This is a genomic window from Streptomyces sp. NPDC050619, from assembly GCF_040654815.1.
In the GTDB taxonomy this organism is placed as follows: domain Bacteria; phylum Actinomycetota; class Actinomycetes; order Streptomycetales; family Streptomycetaceae; genus Streptomyces.
In genome coordinates this window covers 20,746-38,609 of sequence record NZ_JBFAIR010000035.1, presented here as the reverse complement: position 1 = coordinate 38,609, position 17,864 = coordinate 20,746, and the positions used below count along the sequence as shown (strand labels likewise).

Genomic DNA, 17,864 nt, shown 5'->3' with positions numbered 1-17,864 from the left:
GGGGCCGGGGTCACAGTCCCCGGGCGAGCAGGTCGTGCACGATCAGGCGGCCGAAGGCGAGGTTGCCGTGGATGGTGTCGGCGGCCTCGCAGAACGCCGGCCGCTGGAAACCGGTCGCGTCGGTGACGCGGGGCCGCAGGTCGACGAGTTCGACGCCGAGACGCTCGAGTTCGCCCCGGACGGTCTCCTGGGCGGCGAGGAAGACGTCCGGGTCGGACATGCCGGGCACCCGCTGGGGCGGCAGTACCGCGAGGACGCGCAGGCCCAGGTCGAGGGCGTGGGCGTAGAAGGCGAGGGCGCCGCGGACCATGGTGCGCACGATGTCGGCGAAGAGGCCCGCGGTGAGGAAGCCGGGGGCGAACACTCCGCGGGGGTCGCGGTAGATCCGCCAGTACTCGGTGGTGGCGAGCGTGTGCATGCTCAGGCCGAAGGTGCACACCAGGGGGATCGGCAGCCGGTCGAGGCCGTCGACGCCGAGGGCGTCCAGGAAACCGCGGTAGCGGCGGTCGGCCTCCGTGTCGCGGAAGACGACGTCGCCGCCGCGCGGATCGACATCGAAGAAGTCCGCGTTGAACTCACGGCCGGAGCCGACCGGTCCGCCCTGGAACGGCAGGCCGGCGGCCTGGGCGGCGCGTCCGACGGCTCCGGCGTGGGAGTCACCGAGCAGGAGGAACCTCGCCGGAGTGCCGGTGGCGCCCACCGCGGTCGTAGTAGTCGAGTACGGCGTCTTCACACCAGAGGTCCTCTCCTCGGTCGGCGGGGGCACGGCGGGCGGCGGGGCGCGGTTCGGCCGCCTCGCCCTGGCCGTGAGGGGCGTCGTCGCCGTGCAGGGCGTCGAAGAAGTGGCGCATCACGACGGCGACGCCGTCGGGGCTGACGGTGCGCAGGTTGGGCTCGTAGCAGGCGGCCTTGAAAGGGTGGCCGGTGACGATCTCGTACGCCGGGAAGTAGTCGACGTGGTCGAGTTCCTGGGCCAGTTGGCCGGCCGCCGCCCGCAGCACGGACTTGGAGTAGGTCGTGGCGGTCAGGGCGTGGCCCGCCGTGGCCGTCGCGGTCAGCGGCACCGGGGACACGGTCAGCAGTACGCGCAGGCCGGGGTTGGCGCGGCGGGCCAGGGCGACGGCCGCGGTCAGGTCCCGGTGCACCTCGGCCACGGTGAAGTTGTGGAAGACATGCCGGTCGGGGTCGAAACGGCCGCGGACCGTTCCCGGGCAGACCTGGTGGACGGTGCCGGTGGCGCGGTCGCGCCAGGCCTCGGTCAGGCCCAGGGTGAAGATCAGGCAGCCGGCCTTCGCGACGGCGGTGCGGATGGCCGCCAGGGTGTGCTCGCGCGCGGCCAGGACGGCGTCGGGCGTGGCGTGGCCGTCGGGTTCGACGGCGGGGCGGCAGGGGTCGAAGAAGCGGCCGTCCTGCTCCCACACCTCGTCCGGAGGTGTGCTCTCGCCGAACGCCCAGGCCAGCCACTGCAGCAGAGCCGCGGCGTTGTAGACGTTGCCGGTACGGAAGGAGAAGTGGCCGTAGTGCCGTGCGTCGCGTTCGGCGACGGTCAGGCCCGGGGGTGGGGGCTCGGCGTCGTACCAGTTCATGCCCTCCGCCAGCAGCGCGGGGCCGATGTGGCGGGCGAAGCAGGAGCCGACGGTGAGCACGGGTTCGTCCTGGCCGATGGGGAAGGCGGGGCTCCACAGGCCGGTGATGGCGTCGGGGGAGCGCTCGCCGACCGCGGAGCGCCAGAAGGAGCGAGACGGGAGGGATGCGTAGGGGTGCACGGTGGTCTCTTCCTGGTCCTCTTCGTCCTCTTCACGGTGAACGGTGAACGGCGGATGACGGTGCGTCAGGTGGCGTTCATCGTCCGGGCGATGTGCTCGGCGTGCGGGGCCGCGACGAGTTCGTAGTGCGTGGTGTCGACGTGGTGCACGGTCGACGGGCCCCGCAGCAGCGAAGCCCACTTCCCTGCCGTCCGTGCCGTCGTGTGCGCGGCACCGGGCAGGGTGGCCGATGGGTCCGTCATGGGCCTGGTCGCCAGCCACAGGGTGCTCGGGGTGCGGATCAGCCGCGGGGGGCGGTGGGCGGCCATGGCGGTGAGGTTCGCCCGGCAGCACTGGGCGAGGCGTTCGGCGTAGGCGTCCGCGGGTGCGGTGGGCCTGTCGGGACCGGCGTTGCCGCGCAGTTCGTGGGCGAACACCGCGCGGACGGCGTCCTCGTCGTAGCCGCCCAGGACCGGCCCGGCGTCCGGCGAGGGCGGGTCGAGCAGGTAGAGGTGTCCGGCGGGGCGTCCCGCGGCTTCCGCCTCGGCGGCCATGGACACCGCGATCCAGGCACCGAACGACCAGCCGGCGAGCCGGAACCGCGTGTCGGGGCCGGAGAAGCGGGCGTGCAGCGCGGCGTGGTAGCGGGCCGCGCGCTCCGTGACCGACCAGGCCGGCAGTGCGGGGTCGCGCAGGGCCGGGTCGGGGACGAGGCACACCGTCGAGCGGGGGTCGAGGGCCGACACCAGTGGCCGGTACGCCTGGATGTCTCCGCCGACCGGGTGCACCAGGCACAGCACGTCGTGCCCCTCCCCCTGCTGCCAGACCTCGACGCTCACCGCGTCCTCGCCCGAGGTCACGGTGGTGGGGTGGTCGAGGCGGGCCAGGATCTCGTTCAGGCTGACCCGGTGGCCGAGGTGGGCGAGGTCGAGGTCGACGCCGTACAGCCGCTTCACCTCCGAGAGCAGGTCGAGCAGGGTCAGGGAGTCGGCGCCGAGGTCGTAGAGGCAGCCGGCCGGGTCGAGGGCGTCGACGCCGAGGAGCCGGCAGAGGGCGGTGGTGAGTTCGGCGGTGGGGTCCTGCGGTGGGGCTTGCTGCGGGGCTTGCGCCGCACGTACCTGCGTGTTCACCTGCCCGGTCGGCCCGGACGCCTCCGCCACCCCGGTCGGTTCGTAGAAGTACCGGGATTCCTCCAGCGGGGTCGTGGACACCGACAGGTGCGGCAATTGCAGGTCGACGGCCGTCTCAAGGACGCGCAAGGCCTCGGCGGTGGTCAGGCCGACCGCGAGGTGCGCCTGGTGGCGGGCGTCGGCGCCCAGGACGTCGAGGGCCAGGCCGGCGTCCCGCCACACGTCCCATCCGATGCCCAGCCGCATGGTGGCGTCGCCGTCGCCGGGGCCGTGGTGGGCGAAGGCGTCCAGGACGGCGTTCGCGGCCGCGTAGTCGAACTGGCCGACACCTCCGAGTACCGCGGACATGGACGAGCAGTAGAGGGCGTAGGCGGGGCGGCGGTCGGCGATCAGGCGTTCCATGAGGAGCGCGCCACGAAGTTTTCCCCGCGTGGCGCGCCACATCGCGCCACCGTCCCGGCGTACGAGGAGGCCGCCGGCGGCGGTGCCCGCGGCGTGGATGACTCCGTCGAGGCCGTCGAGGCCGTCGAGGTGCGGGGCGAGCCGCGTCAGGATGTCGTCGAGCGGGTCCTCGCCCAGGTCGGCGGCGACGACCGTGACGCGCGCCGCCCACGGCCGCAGGGCGCGCGGCAGCTGCGGACGGCGGGCGAGCAGGACGACGCGGCCCGCGGAGCGTTCCAGGAGCCAGCCGGCGATGGCGCTGCCGATTCCGCCGGTGCCGCCGAGCACGAGGTGGGTGCCGCTGCCCGTGACCGCCGCGGTGCCCGAGGCGCGCGGGGCGTTCGGGACCGGCTGCCGGGTGGCACGCCACCAGTAGCCGTCCCGCAGAGCGAGGCGCGTCTCGGGCGCGTCCTCGGCGAGGGCGAGGGCGAGGGGCAACAGGTGTGCCCAGTCGTCGGGTTCGCCGCTCGGCAGGTCGATCCACCGGGTACGCAGGCCGAGTTCCTGTCGTGGAACCTCCACCGCGGCTGCCAGCAGGCCGAGTTCGGGCCGGTGCACGCGCTCGGTGACCGGCTGCGCCTCGTGGGAGAGCCACCACACGCGGGGCCGTCGTTCCTCCGGCAGGCCGGCCAGTGCCTGGCACAGAGCCGCCGGGGCGTCGAGACAGGTCCGCCGGGCGTGGTCCAGCGACCGCTCGTCGACGGTCCCCTCGACGCCGAGGGGCAGGGCGTGCAGCCAGTCCACGCCGTCCGGCGCCTCGCGGGCGACCTCGCCGAGGACCCGGGCCAGGGATGCGGGGTCGGTGGGGTCGGCCGCGTAGTGATCGGGCGCGAGGCGGGCGTAGGTCTCGGCGGCGGTGACGTGGACGGTCCGTGCGTGCTGGCGGGCGGCGCCCTTCCAGCGTTCCGGGGCCCCGGGGTCGTCGGTGACGACGACCAGGACGCGTGCGGAGGGCGTGACGGCGGGTTCGGCGGCACGCCGCGTCCGCACCCACTGGCTCTGGTACAGCCAGTGCTCCTGCGCGGCCCTCGCCGGTACGCCGGCCGGTATGTCGGCCGATCCGGCCGCGGCACGGGGGAAATCGTGGTCGGACAGGTCGAAGGCGGGCGGCGGGAAGTCCCAGGGCGCCTGGGCGGGGCCGACGGGCCAGTCGACGCGGGCTCCCCGGGTCCACGCCTCGGCCAGGGCCTCCGGGGTGGTGTCGGCGGCGCTCACGCGGGGTGCCGTCGTGTCGTCCGCCCCCTTCGCCGGCGCATCGGGGGTCGCCGTACTCACCGTCCGCAGCCAGGCCACGGCCGACCCGGCGTCGCGGCAGACGGCCGCCGCGCGCTCGGCGAGGGCCGGGCGGCCCGCCTGGAGGTGGCGCAGCACCTGCGGGTAGCTCTCCGGGCGGCCGGTCAGGTGGCCGGCGATGCGACGGGCGTCCGCGCGCAGCGCACTGGCGCTGTGCGCGGACAGCACCAGGCACGGGAGGGCGGCCGGCATCGCGGAGGCATCCGGGGCGCGGTCGCGGTGCGGACCCGGGGCCGCGTCCGGGTCCGCGTCCGGGTCCGGGTCCGGGTCCACAGCAGGCCCCCGATCCGGACGGTGTTCCACCACCGCATGCGCATTGGTGCCGCCGATGCCGAAACTGCTCACGGCGGCGACGCGCGGCCGGCCGGGCGGCCAGGGTGCGGCGGCCGCGGGGACGTGGAAGGGCGTCGGGTCGTCCCCGATCTCCGGGTTGAGCCGCCTAAAACCGACGGTCGGCGGGATCAGGCCGTGGTGCACGGCCAGCGTGGCGCGGACCAGGCCCACCACGCCCGCGGCGGCGCCCAGGTGCCCGAGCTGGCTCTTGACGGAGGACAACGCGCAGGTCGCGGAGTCGGTCAGGCCGTAGGCCTGCCGCAGCGCGGCCACTTCCACGGGGTCCCCCAGACGGGTGCCGGTGCCGTGGGCCTCGACGTAGCCGATGTCGCGGGCGTCCCGGCCACTGCGCCGCAGAGCCGTGCGGATCACCTCGCGCTGTCCGGCGAGCGAGGGGGCGCTGTAGCCGAGCTTGGCCGAGCCGTCGTTGTTCAGGGCGGAGCCGGTGAGGACCGCGTAGACGGTGTCACCCTCGCGGCGGGCCCGCGCCAAGGGCTTGAGGACCACGACGCCGACCCCGCTGCCGCCGATCGTGCCGGCCGCGTCGTCGCTGAAGGGCCGGCAGTGGCCGTCCGGGGAGAAGATGTGCTGGGGGCGGTAGGTGTAGCCGTCGGTCAGCTCGGTGTCGACGAGGACACCGCCGGCGAGCATCACGTCGGCGTCGCCCTGGCGCAGCATCCCGGCCGCGACGTGGACGCCCACCAGTGAGGAGGCACAGGCCGCCTGCACGGTGAAGGCCGGGCCGGTCAGGCCCAGGTGGTAGGCCGTCTTCGTGGCGAGGAAGTCCTTGTCGTGGTGCAGAGCCAGCCGGAAACCGTCCGGCAGGCTCCCCGGCTCGGCCTCGCGCAGCATCGCCTGGAAGTACGTGTTCTCGCCGCAGCCGGCGACCAGGCCGACGCGCAGGGCGCCGGGGTCGGCGATGCCCGCGTGGGCGAGCGCCTCGGCGCAGCTCATCAGCAGATGGCGCTGCTGGGGGTCCATGAGGCCGGCGTCCTGGCGGCTGATGCCGAACCGGTCCGGGTCGAAGGCGAGCGGTCCGTCCAGCTGGCTGCGGGCGCCGACGAGCCCGTCGGCCGCGGGGAAGTGCTCGATGCCGCTGCCGCCGGTCTCCACCAGACGCCAGAAGGCGGCGAGGTCGCTCGCGCCGGGCAGGCGTACGGCCATGCCGACGATCGCGATGGGGTCGGCGCCGGTGTCCTCCGGCTCCACCTGTGCCCGAAGGCCGCCGGATGGACGCGTCGCCGTCGAGAGGAACCGGCTCAGGCGGCGCACGGTGACGTGTTCGAAGAGGTCGGCCACCGTGAACGCGAGTCCCAGGTCGGTGCCGCAGCGCAGGTGGAAGCGCATGAGGTCCAGGCTGGTGGCGCCGGCGTCGAAGAACCGCTGGTCCGGTGCGACGGGTTTGCCGGTCACGGCGGAGAACAGCTCGCACAGCCGGGCCTCCTGCGCCGAGACGGGGCGCGCGGACGCGGTGCCGGCGGTCCGCAGCCGTCGGCCCTCGGCCAGGAGGGCGGCTCTGCGGTCGAGTTTGCCGCTGGGGGTGCGCGGCAGGGCGGTCACTCGGCGGAATTCGCGGATCCGGACGTACGAGGGCAGCAACTCGGCGAGGTGGGCGGTCAGTTCCTCGGTGGCCGGGTCGCTCTCGCCCCTGCACTGGAGGACGGCGACGAGCGCGTCGCCGTCCCGGGCGACGGCCGCGCCCACGATCCCCGGGTGCTGGAGCAGGGCGGCCTCGACCTGGCCCAGCTCCAGCCGGTGACCGCTGAGTTTGATCTGGTCGTCGTCGCGGCCGGCGTAGTGGAACAGCCCTTCGGCATCGACGTGGGCGAGGTCGCCGGTGCGGTAGAAGGTGCCGGTCCCGGGCAGTTCGGTGAACCGTTCCCGGTCGAGGTCGGGAGCGCCGAGGTAGCAGGGCGCGGCCATCGGTCCGCCGATCAGGAGGTGTCCGGTGGCGCCCGGCGGGACGGGCTCGCCGGCCTCGTCGACGACGCGCAGCACGGCGTTGGACACGGGCCGTCCGATGGCGGGCCGCAGCGGCCACGAGGCCGGGTCGCCGTCCAGGCACAGGCCGCTGACGACGTGCGTCTCGGTGGGGCCGTAGTGGTTGAACAGCCGGGCCCCGGGCAGCCCGGCGAACCAGCCGCGGATCGCCTCGGTGCACACCAGCTGTTCCCCCGCCGTGATCACCTCACGCAGCCGGGAGGGGTAGCGGCCGAGACGGGTGCCGTGCTCGGCGAGCAGTTGCAGTGCCACGTAGGGAAGGAAGAGACGTTCGACGCGGGCCGTCTCCAGCTGTTCCAGCAGCGCCGGCATGTCCTGCCGCCAGGCGGGGCGCACCAGGTGCAGGCATCCTCCGGAGCACAGCGTGGTCAGGATCTCCTGGAAGGACACGTCGAAGGACAGCGCGGAGAACTGCTGGGTGACCGCGGGGCCGACGAGGCCGCCGTGCTCGCTCTGCCAGTGCAGCAGGTTGCACAGCGTGCGGTCGGGGACGTCGACGCCCTTGGGGGTGCCGGTGGAACCGGAGGTGAACAGCGTGTACAGCGGCCGCGAGCCCGCGTGCGGCTCGGGATCGGGGCCGGCGGGCGCGGGGGCGGACAGGTCGACGGTGAGCCGGGGCAGTCCGGCCGGCGCGACGGCGTCGGCGTCCGCCTGCCCGCCGGGCGTCACCAGAAGGCAGCGGGGGGCGGCCCGGTCGAGGATCTGCCGCAGCAGCGCGGGCGGATAGGACGGATCGAGCGGTACGACGGTGACGTTTCGGAGGGCCGCGGCCAGCAGCGCGACCACGTGCTCGGCCGACGGCGGCAGATACAGGGCCACGCGGGCCGGCGCGGCCGGATCGGACGGCACCGGCAGCCGGGCCGCCAACGCCGCGGCGTGCGCGTCGAGTTCGGCATAGGTCAGCCGGCGGTCACCGATGGTGACGGCGGGTGCGTCGGGCGTACGGCGGACCTGGCGGGCGAAGCCGTCGGCGACCGTGGTGAAGGCGGGCGTCGCGCTGGGGCCCCGGCCATGGTCGGGCAGGGTGCGCCGGTAGGGCGCGACGAGGTCGGCCAGGGTGTCCTGGGTGCCCTGCGTTCCCTGGGTGCCCTGCGTTCCCTGAGCTCCCTGAGTGAGAAGGTCCACGCCGCGCCGGAACAGCCGGGCCGCGGCCCGGACGCGGTCGGCGTCGAGGGCACTGTCGGCGTACTCCCACAGGCAGTCGAGGCCGGTGTCCGAGTCGACGACGGAGAGGGTGAGAGCGCACTTGGCCTCGGCGGGCTCCGGCCACAGGGGGCGCACCCGGCAGCCGGGCAGGGCGAGGGCGTCGAAGTCGGTGTTCTCCAGGACGAACAGGAAGTCGAAGGGCGGGCCGTCGTCGTGGAAGCGGTGGTCGGTCAGGACGTCGGCCAGCGTCACGTCCTGGTGCTCCATGACCTGTCGGACGGCGCGTGCCTGCCGGTCGAGTTGGGTGCGCAGGTCCTGGCCGGGGGTCAGTTCCAGGGGCAACAGCACCGTGTTGGCGAACATCCCGACGGCCGACTCGAACTCCGCCACGGGCCGGCCCGCGACCGGGGCGGCGACGACCGGTCGAGTTCGGCCCGTGACGCCGTACAGGCTCCAGGCGAACACGGCCAGCAGCACCTGGAAGCGGGTCAGCCCCAGTTCGGCGCAGAACCGGTCGAGACGGGCGCGGCGGTCGGTGCCGAGTGCGCTGTGCAGCAGCCTGCCCTTCCCCGTGCCCGGCCCGGCGGGTACGGCGGGTGCGGCGGGTGCGGGGCGGTCCAGGGCCGCGTAGTGGCGGGCCAGTGAGCGGCGTTGGTCGCGGTAGGCGGGGCTGCGGTGCCACTCCCGCTGCCACCGGGCCGCCTCGACGGGGGTGGCGCGCGGTGCGTCGTCGGGTGGTGGGACGTCCGGTGCGCCCGCGGCGCGGGCGCAGTCGGCGGACAGCTCACCGAACAGCACGTTCAGCGACCAGCCGTCGACGGCGATGTGGTGCAGGTGCAGCAGCAGGACCAGGCCGTCGGCCGTGTCGGCCAGGCAGGCCCGCAGCATGCGCGGCTCGGCGAGGTCGAACGCCGGGGCGAAGAAGCGACGGGCCGCGTCCGGCCAGGGTTCGCCGTCGCGGGCCTGGAACGGCTCCCAGGGGTCGTAGGGGGCGGCGATCTCCTGGCGCAGGCCGTCGGGGGTGGCACGGAAGGAGGTGCGCAGGGCGGGGTGCCGGGCCACGAGCCGGCGCAGGGCCTCGCGCAGGGCGCCGGTGTCGGGGGTGCCCTCCAGGCGGAAGGCGAGCGGCACATCGTAGGCGCGGCCGTGCGGGTCGCGGCGGTGCAACAGCCACAGGCGCTCCTGCTCGGAGGTGGCCGGCGCGCCCGCCAGGCCGGTCGGGGCGGTCGGGGCGGTCGGGGCGGGCACAGGCGGGTGGACGACGGCCGTGCCGCCCGCGGCGATGGCGTCGGCCAGGGCGGCGAAGTCGGCCCGCAGCAGGAGTGCCTGGGGCAGGTCGACTCCCCAGCGGCGGCGCACTTCGAAGCGCAGCCGCAGTGCCTTGAGCGAGTCGCCGCCGACGGCCACCCACCGGTCGTCGGGCCGCAGGCCGCGCAGGTCCAGAAGGCGTTCCGCCATCTCCAGCAGCTCCCGCTGAAGGCCGGTGACGTCGGTGGCCTCGCCGGCCGGCCCGGGCGGGGTGCGGCGCCAGGGCGGCACGGCGCTGTCCAGCAGGGCGGCTTCGTCGACCTTGCCGTTGGCGTTGCGCGGCAGGGCGTCCATGAGGTGGGTGCGGTGCGGATGCATGTACGGCGGCAGGGTGGCCGCCAGGTGGCGGTGGTAGTCGTCCAGGGTCAGTTCGCCGCGCAGCACGAGGTAGGCCAGCAGTTCGTGGGCGCCGTCGGGGTCCCGGCGAGTGCAGACGCGGACCTGGTGCACGGCGGGGTGCGCGGCCAGCTGCCGCTCCACCTCGGCCGGTTCGACGCGGAAGCCGCGCAGCTTGATCTGCCGGTCCGTCCGGCCGACGTAGGTGATCAGGCCGGAGGCGTCGCGGCGGGCGAGGTCGCCGGTGCGGTACCAGCGTGCGCGCCCCTCGTCGTGCCAGGGCAGGCGGACGAAGCGGCGGTTCGTCTCCTCGGGCAGGTTGCGGTAGCCGGCCGCGACTCCCGCGCCGGACAGGTACAGTTCGCCGGCCTCGCCGTCGGCGGCGCCGCGCGAGCCGTCGGCGACCAGCAGGGCGCCGGTGTCGGGCAGCGGCCGGCCGACGGGGACGACGTCGCCGTCGAAGTCCCTCGGGATCCGGTGGTGCAGGGCGAAGGTCGTGCACTCGGTGGGGCCGTAGCCGTTGACGAGTTCGCTCGCGCTGTCGGGGTTGTCGCGGTACCAGCGGCGGATGCGGGCGGCGTTGAGCTGCTCCCCGCCGACGAGGACGCGCGCGACGGTGGAGAAGCAGTCCGGCACCTCCTCGACGACCGCGTTGAACAGCGCCGCCGTGACGAACAGGGCGTCGATACGCGCCTGGCGCAGGGTGTCCGCCAGGAGGCGCGGGCTCTGTATCTGTTCGTCGGCGAGGACGACGCAAGTGCCGCCGGTCAGCAGGGGCACCCACACCTCGAAACTGAGCGCGTCGAAGGCGGGGTTGGAGACGCTCGCGTACCGGGCGCCCGCGGGCACGGGGATCCAGCCGGGCCGGGCCAGGCGCAGGATGCCGGAGTCCTGGACCTCTACTCCCTTGGGGCGGCCGGTGGTTCCGGAGGTGTAGAACAGGAAGGCCGCCGGGGCGTCGTGCTCGGGCGGCACCTGAGCGACGGGGCCGGGTGGCGTGCCGAGGAGTTCGGCGGCATCGAGCGCTTGCACCGGGGCCGGGGTGTCCGGTGCGTCCGGCGCATCCGATACACCTGATGTGTCCGATGCGTCCGATGCGTCCGGTCCGGCATGGACCAGGGCCGCGGCGGCCGAGTCGGCGAGGACGTGACGGCGGCGCGCCGCGGGGCTCTGCGCGTCGAGCGGGACCACCGTGGCCCCGGCCCGGCGGATGCCGAGCATGACGCACACCAACTGCCAGGATCGCGGCAGGCACACCGCGACGGCCTGTCCCGCGCGGATGCCGCGCTCGCGCAGTCCCCGGGCGGCGGCGCCACTGAGGCGGTCCAGGGCGGCGTAGTCGAGGACGTGGTCGCCGTCGATGACGGCGGGGGCGGCCGGAGTACGGCGCGCCCGGTGCAGGACGGCGTCCGCGAGGCTCTCCGGATGGCCGGTACAAAGAGGCCCGTCCCCTGCACGGTCGCGGTCCATCACGCCTCCCCGATGAAGGCCGGTGTGAGGGAGGCGAGTTCGTCGTCGAGGATCCGCGCGACGCGCGGCGCTCCGCGGCTCTCCAGTACTTCCCAGTGGTCACAGTCCAGGGGCTCGACGCGGTGGGCGCCCTCGGCGCGGCGCTGCCAGAAGGCCCGTACGTCGGCGAGCAGCACGGGGTCGGGCCCGCCGCCGGTGGCCTGCACCAGGACCAGCCGGGCCGGGGACGGTGCGGGGAGGTGGTCGCGGGCCGTGGCCCGGTTGTGGTTGTAGATGCGGAAGTACTGGTCGATCCGGGCGTCGTCGATGCCCGGATACATGCCGTTGAACTTCACGAGCTTGTCGCGGAACTCCCCCAGGTCCACCGACGTGATGGCGGCGCGCGCGGCGGGATCGTCCGTGGCCTGGGTGTCCAGGAGCACCACGCTCACGTCGCGTCGGCCGGCGCGTGCCAGGCGGCGGCCCATCTCGTGGGCGATCAGCCCGCCGTACGACAGTCCGGTGAGCACGAGCGGGCCGGTGATGTGCGGCTGGACGAGGCGGAGGTAGGACTCGGCCATCTCCTCGACGGAGGACAGGAAGTCCTCGCCGGGGTTCACTCCGGGCGACTGGACGCCGTACAGGCCGATGCTCTCCGGCAGGGTCTTGGCCAGGGACAGGTAGCAGAAGGCGGTGCCGCCGGCCGGGTGCACACAGACGACCTGGCCACGGCCGGTGCCGGGCCGGAAGGCGATGAGGTTGCTCGGCAGGGGGCCCGAACTGCCCCGGCGGACGAGGGCGGCGAGCGCCTCGATGCTCGGGTGGAGCAGGACGTCACGGACCGGGAGGGTCACCCCGAGGCGCTCGCGGACGGCATGGGTCATCTTGATGGCCGACAGGCTGGTGCCGCCGAGGTCGAAGAAGCTGTCGCGGACACCGATGTCGGGGTGCAGCAGGATGTCGCGCCATATCTCGTACAGCGCCAGTTCGACGTGGTCGCGGGGGCTGGCCACGTTGACCTGGGCGGGGGCGGCCTCGGCAGCCTGCCGCAGCAGGGCGTCCCGGTCGAGCTTTCCGTTGGGGCTCAACGGGAGGGCGGGCAGGTCGACGAAGACCGACGGGATCATGTAGTCGGGCAGCCGGTCCGCCAGGGCGGCACGCCAGGCGTGCGCGGGGCGGGCGGGGGCGCTGCCGCGGCCGACGCCGGCGACCAGGCGTGGTGTGCCCGCCGCGTCCCGGTCGGTCAGTACGGCCGCCTCGCGCACTCCGGGCACGGTCAGCAGGGCGGTCTCGACCTCGGCCGGTTCGATGCGGAAGCCACGCAGTTTGACCTGGTCGTCGACGCGTCCGAGGTAGACGGCGGTGCCGTCGGGCAGGCGGTGGGCCAGGTCACCCGTGCGGTAGACGCGCTCGCCGGGCACGAAGGGGTCGGGCAGGAACCGTTCGTCGGTCAGGTCGGGCCGGTGCAGATACCCGGCGGCGAGGCTCGCACCGCCGAGGTAGACCTCGCCGGCGACGCCGACGGGGACCGGCCGCATCCGCGCGTCGAGGAGGTAGAGCCGGGTGCCTGCCAGCGGCCGTCCGATGGGGCAGGGCCGCTCCAGCGGCTGCGGGTCGTAGTAGGCGGTGCTGTACACGGTCGCCTCCGTGGGACCGTAGCCGAAGCAGACGCGCAGCCCCGGCAGGTGCTCGGTCATGCGGTGCAGCGCGGCCTCGGGCAGGGACTCCACGCCGGTCAGCAAGCGGCGCAGGCCAAGTCCGGCGAGTCGGCCCGCGGGGTCCTCGTCGATCCACCGGACGTACGCCGGGGGCAGGTACGCCTGCACGATGCGGTGCTCGCGCAGCCACGCCATGAGCGCCTCGGGGTCGCCGCGCACCTCGTCGGGGACCAGGTGGAGTTCACCGCCGGTGGTGAGCGGCATCAGCAGTTCGTGGACCGAGACGTCGAACCCGATGCTCGTCCATGCGGAGGCGGCCTCTCCGGGGGCGTCGCCCATGCGGGCCGCCCAGTTGTCGAGGAGGTTCACGACGCTCCCGTGGGGGACGGCCACGCCCTTGGGCCGCCCGGTGGAGCCGGAGGTGTAGATCACGTACGCCGGACGCGAGGCGTCGTACGGCAGATCGGGCGGCGGGCCGTCGTCGGCCTCGGCCTCCACACTCGCCAGGTCGCACCAGGCGGCGGGCCGGTCGGCTCGGTCGCTGAGGACCAGGGCCGGGGCCGCGTCCTCCACCATCGCCGCGAGGCGCAGGGGCGGCTGGCCCGGGTCGAGCGGCAGGTAGGCGGCGCCCGCGGCGAGGATGCCGAGCACACCGACGGCGAATTCCGGGGTACGTCCCGTGTGCAGGGCGACGACCTGGCCGGGGCGTACCCCGCGGGCGGCGAGGGCGCGGGCGAGACGGGCCGCTCGCCGGCCCAGCGTCGCGTAGTCCAGCCGCGCCTGCCCGCACACCAGCGCGGTCTGCGGGCCGCGCACGAGCACGTGCTCCCGGAAGCGTTCGACGACTCCGCCCGGATGGCGGGACGGGGGCGGGGTGCCCGCGGCATCCCAGTCGGCCAGCAGGTGCCGCTGCTCCTCGGCGTCCATGAGGTCCAGCGCGCCGATGACGGCCTCGGGCCGCTCGGTCATCGCGGTCAGCAGGCGGCGCAGGTGACGGACGTAGCGTTCGGCGGTCTCCCGGTCGAACAGGGCGGTGGCGTAGTCGAGATGGCCCACGACCCGGCCTGCGGACTCGGTCAGCGACAACGTCAGGTCGAACCGGGCCGACGCGTACGGGATGTCGAGCGGCTCCGCCGCGACGCCGGGCAGGTCGAGCAGCCCGTGGCGCTCCGGGACCCAGGCGCACATCGTCTGGAACAGCGGCGTGTGGGCCGCGCTGCGCGGCGGGTTGACGAGTTCCACGATCCGTTCGAGCGGCAGGTCCTGGTGGTCCAGGGCGCCGCGCAGGACACCGCGGACCCGGGTGAGCATCTCCGCGGCGGTCGGCTCGCCGGACAGATCGATCCGCAGCGGAAGGGAGTTGACGAAGAACCCGATCAGACGCGCGGTCTCACGGCTGCGGCCGGCCGAGGGAGTGCCCACCACGAGGTCGGTCCGGCCGCTGAGCCGGGAGAGCAGGACCGCCCAGCCGGTCAGCACGGCCACGAACAGCGTGCCGCCCTGCCGGCGCGCGAGCGCCCGCAGCTCCGCCGTCACCTCGGCGTCCAGGGCGAACTCCACCCGGCCGCCCCGATGGTCCTGCACGGCGGGCCGCATCCGGTCGGCGGGCGCGTCGGACACCGGCGGCGCCTCCCGCAGGGTCCGCTGCCAGTACGCGGCCTCCTCGGCGAGTTCCCCGCCGAGGATCCGGGCGCGCTGGGCGAGGGCGTAGTCGGGGTACTGGAGCGGCAGCGCGGGCAGCGGGTCCGGCTCGCCGCGCAGCAACGCCCCATAGACCAGGCGGAGTTCATCCAACATCACGCCGATCGACTTGCCGTCGTTCACGCTGTGATGGAACGTCAGGAGCAGGACATGCCACTCCGGTCCGAGCACGACCAGGCATCCCCGGCCCAGCGGTCCCCGGGCCAGATCGAAGGGTGCCGTGGCCTCCTCGCGGCGCAGCGCGTCCAGCCGGGCCTCGGCCCCGGCGCCGGACAGACCGGTGAGGATACGCGTGACCAGGGCGAAGCCGGTGCCGGGCGGATCGATCTCCTGCCGGACCTCGCCGTCGACGGCCACGAGACGGGTACGCAGGGCCTGATGGCGATCCACCAGCACATCCAGCGCCCGGCCCAGACACTCCGCGTCCAGTGGCCCGCGCAGAGTGAAGGCGACGGGCTCGTTGTACGCGGCGTTGGCGCCGGGCAGTTGGGAGAGGAACCACAACTGCTGCTGGGCGAAGGAGGCGGGAGCGTGGGGGGTGTGGGGGGTGTGGGGGGTGGTTTGCAGTGCCAAGGCTCGGTCTTCCCCTCTGACGAGGTACGGGGCATGAAAGTCACCAGTTCCGTGGAGCGGGCGCCACCGTGACAACGTTGCCGTCACGCGGGGTTGCGACCCCGGCGACCTTCCTCGGGTATGCCGTGCATCAGCTTTCCTCCGGATCCCGGCACGGCACGAACGCGAACACCTCACCTCACCCCGGCGACGACTGGGACCACCGGGGCGCACCGCGATAATTGATCAGCGGGACAGACCCTGTCAACGCCCCCTCTTTTCATGTGGAAAAGCCGCACGGAGCACACACACCACCACGAAAAATCCGGGCCGCATCAATCCCCTGGCATTCGGCCGCCGGGGGCACCGCGACTCGATCCGACGGCCTTCGACAACTTCTCCACGAGACTCTCCAGAGGGCACCGACTCCCCCGAACTCCCGCCCCACAAACCTGACTTCACGACCGTATACACCCGCCGACGCACCCGGGCGGCCCGTTACCGCCATTCACCTCAAAAACCCGCCCCGCTCCCCGCCGACCGCCCAACAAGAAATGTCACACCTGGGCGGAAGGACGGCCCGGGAAACGCCCGCAAACACCGGTACCTTCACCTGGGCAGCGCTTGTGCGCATTCACCATTGAGCCCTCGTAACACGATGGCAAACCATTCGGGCCGCCCAATGAAGCAGAAATTTGCCGTACCTTGACCCCCACTTGCCCCCCGCCCGTCCCTGAGCCGCCCCGCCTCGGACGCGAACCGCCGCACGAGTTATTCGATGGGCAACCGTCCTCACCCTCGGTAACGTCGGACCTCGCCCACCAGGCCATGAAGAGGAACCCAGACAGAGTGACGGGGGCACATGATCGACGCGTACGAGGATCCGGGCACGCCCGACTGTCGTGGCGGCTGGCGTTATCTGTGGTGGCTGGTGATGCGGCAGCCGTGGCGGTCGGTGGCGGGGGCGCTGCTGGGCAGCGTGTGGATGGTGCTGCTCGCGGCGACGCCCTTTTTGATGGCCCGGGCCGTGGACGAGGGCCTGGGGACGGGTGACCTGGGCGCGCTGACCTGGTGGACGACCCTGTTGGTCGTGGTCGGGACGTTCAACGCCTGGCTGAGCATCATGCGGCACCGCACCATGACCCGGGTGCGGATGGACGCCAACTTCCGCACGGTCAAGGTCGTCGTCCAGCACGCGGTGCGGCTGGGGGCCGCGCTGCCGCGGCGGTCCGGGGCCGGGGAGGTGGTGACGATCGGCGTGGGGGACGTGCAGCAGGTCAGCTCGGCTCTCACGGTGATCGGTCCCGGCGTCGGCGCGGTCGTCGCCTACCTGGCGGTCGCCGGATTGCTGCTGTCCGTCTCCACGCGGCTCACCGTGGTGGTGCTGCTCGGGATGCCGCTGATCGCCGTCCTCGTCGGGCCGTTGATGCGCCGGTTGCAGGGCACGGAGTCGGAGTACCGGGAGCGGCAGGGCGTGCTGACCGCGCGGATCGGCGACCTCGCGGGCGGGCTGCGCGTCCTCAACGGGCTCGGCGGCAAGGGGCTGGTCGCCGACGCCTTCCGCAGCGACTCGGCGCGACTGCGCGAGCAGGGGTACCGGGTCGGCGCGGTGGCCAGCTGGATGCAGGCGCTCGGCGTGGGACTGCCGACGCTGTACCTCGCGGTGGTGACCTGGATGGCGGCCCGGATGGCGGCCCAGGGGACCATCACCGTCGGTGAGTTGGTGTCGGTGTACGGCTATGTCGCGGTGCTGGTGCGGCCGGTGGGGTACTTCGTCGACTGGGGTTACCAGCTCGGCCGGGGCGTGGTGGCCGCGCGGCGCGTCGTAGGACTGCTGCGGCTGGAGCCGGAGCCGGACGACGGGACGTGCGACGCCCCCGCGGAGCCGTCGGTGCTGCACGACCCGGAGTCCGGGGTGCGGGTGCTGCCCGGGCGGCTGACCGCCCTGGCCGGGGCCCGGCCCGCCGACGCGGCGGCCGTCGTCGACCGGCTCGGCCGGTACGCGCCGTCGACGGCGACCTGGGGCGGGGTGCGCCTGGACGCGGTGCCGCTGCCGCAGGTCCGGGGGCGGATCCTGGTCGCCGACCACGAGGCCGACCTGTTCGCGGGACCGCTGCGGGAGTTGGTCGGGGGGCGCGGGAACCCCGACGACACTGACGTCATGTGGGCCGTGCGAGCCGCGGCCGCCGAGGACGTCGTACAGGGCCTGCCGGACGGGCTCGACTCGGCGATCGACGCACAGGGGCGCAACATCTCCGGCGGGCAGCGCCAGCGCATTCGGCTGGTGCGGGCCCTGCTGGCCGACCCGGAGGTACTGCTGGCCGTCGAGCCGACCTCGGCGCTCGACGCGCACACGGAGGCGGTGGTGGCGGACCGGCTGCGGGAGGCCCGCCGGGGTCGTACGACCGTCGTCACCACCACCTCCCCGCTCGTACTCGACCGCGCGGACACCGTGCTCCACCTGGTGGACGGGAAGGTCGCCGCCACCGGCAGCCATCGGCGGCTACTGGCGGAGGAGCCGGGCTACCGGGCACTGGTGGCGCGGGACGCCGAGACGGACGGGGGCGGGGAGGCGACCGCGGGCGCGGAGGCGGGCGGGGCCGGGGAGCCGGCCGCGGGCGCGGAGGCGGGCGGAGCCGAACAGGCGGACGCCGGCGCGGAGGCGGGCGGAGCCAAACAGGCGGACGCCGGCGCGGAGGCGGGCGGAGCCGAACAGGCGGACGCGGACGCCGAGACGGGCGGAGCCGAACAGGCGGACGCCGGCGCGGAGG

Annotated in this window: 5 protein-coding genes; 1 reads left to right on the top strand and 4 read right to left on the bottom strand. The window is 74.2% G+C overall.

Annotation, left to right across the window (positions count from 1 at the left end):
• Nucleotides 1-10: 10 nt before the first annotated feature.
• The 4 genes from AB0I77_RS40710 to AB0I77_RS40695 form a co-directional block, all read right to left on the bottom strand.
• Complete coding sequence (locus tag AB0I77_RS40710) at nucleotides 11-733, bottom strand: hypothetical protein (protein ID WP_363287878.1); 723 nt, start codon at nucleotides 731-733, stop codon at nucleotides 11-13.
• Nucleotides 657-1,766 carry a GSCFA domain-containing protein gene (locus AB0I77_RS40705; RefSeq protein WP_363287877.1) on the bottom strand — a complete coding sequence of 370 codons (1,110 nt, stop codon included), beginning with the start codon at nucleotides 1,764-1,766 and terminating at the stop codon, nucleotides 657-659. Before AB0I77_RS40705 ends, AB0I77_RS40710 begins: the two co-directional genes overlap by 77 nt.
• Before the next feature lie 65 nt (nucleotides 1,767-1,831).
• On the bottom strand, nucleotides 1,832-11,203 hold the full coding sequence (locus AB0I77_RS40700) for an amino acid adenylation domain-containing protein (RefSeq protein WP_363287876.1): 9,372 nt from the start codon (nucleotides 11,201-11,203) through the stop codon (nucleotides 1,832-1,834).
• Complete coding sequence (locus AB0I77_RS40695) at nucleotides 11,203-15,114, bottom strand: amino acid adenylation domain-containing protein (protein WP_363287875.1); 3,912 nt, start codon at nucleotides 15,112-15,114, stop codon at nucleotides 11,203-11,205. Before AB0I77_RS40695 ends, AB0I77_RS40700 begins: the two co-directional genes overlap by 1 nt.
• 841 nt (nucleotides 15,115-15,955) lie before the next feature.
• On the opposite strand from AB0I77_RS40695, the gene AB0I77_RS40690 reads away from it, so the two are divergent.
• Nucleotides 15,956-17,864 (top strand): ABC transporter ATP-binding protein (locus AB0I77_RS40690; protein WP_363287874.1); only part of this gene is annotated, 1,909 nt, incomplete at its 3' end.

Coding starts and splice junctions, on each gene's coding strand:
- AB0I77_RS40700 (WP_363287876.1), bottom strand. CDS start 11,203: ATGGACCGCGACCGTGCAGGGGACGGGCCTCTTTGTACCGGCCATCCG.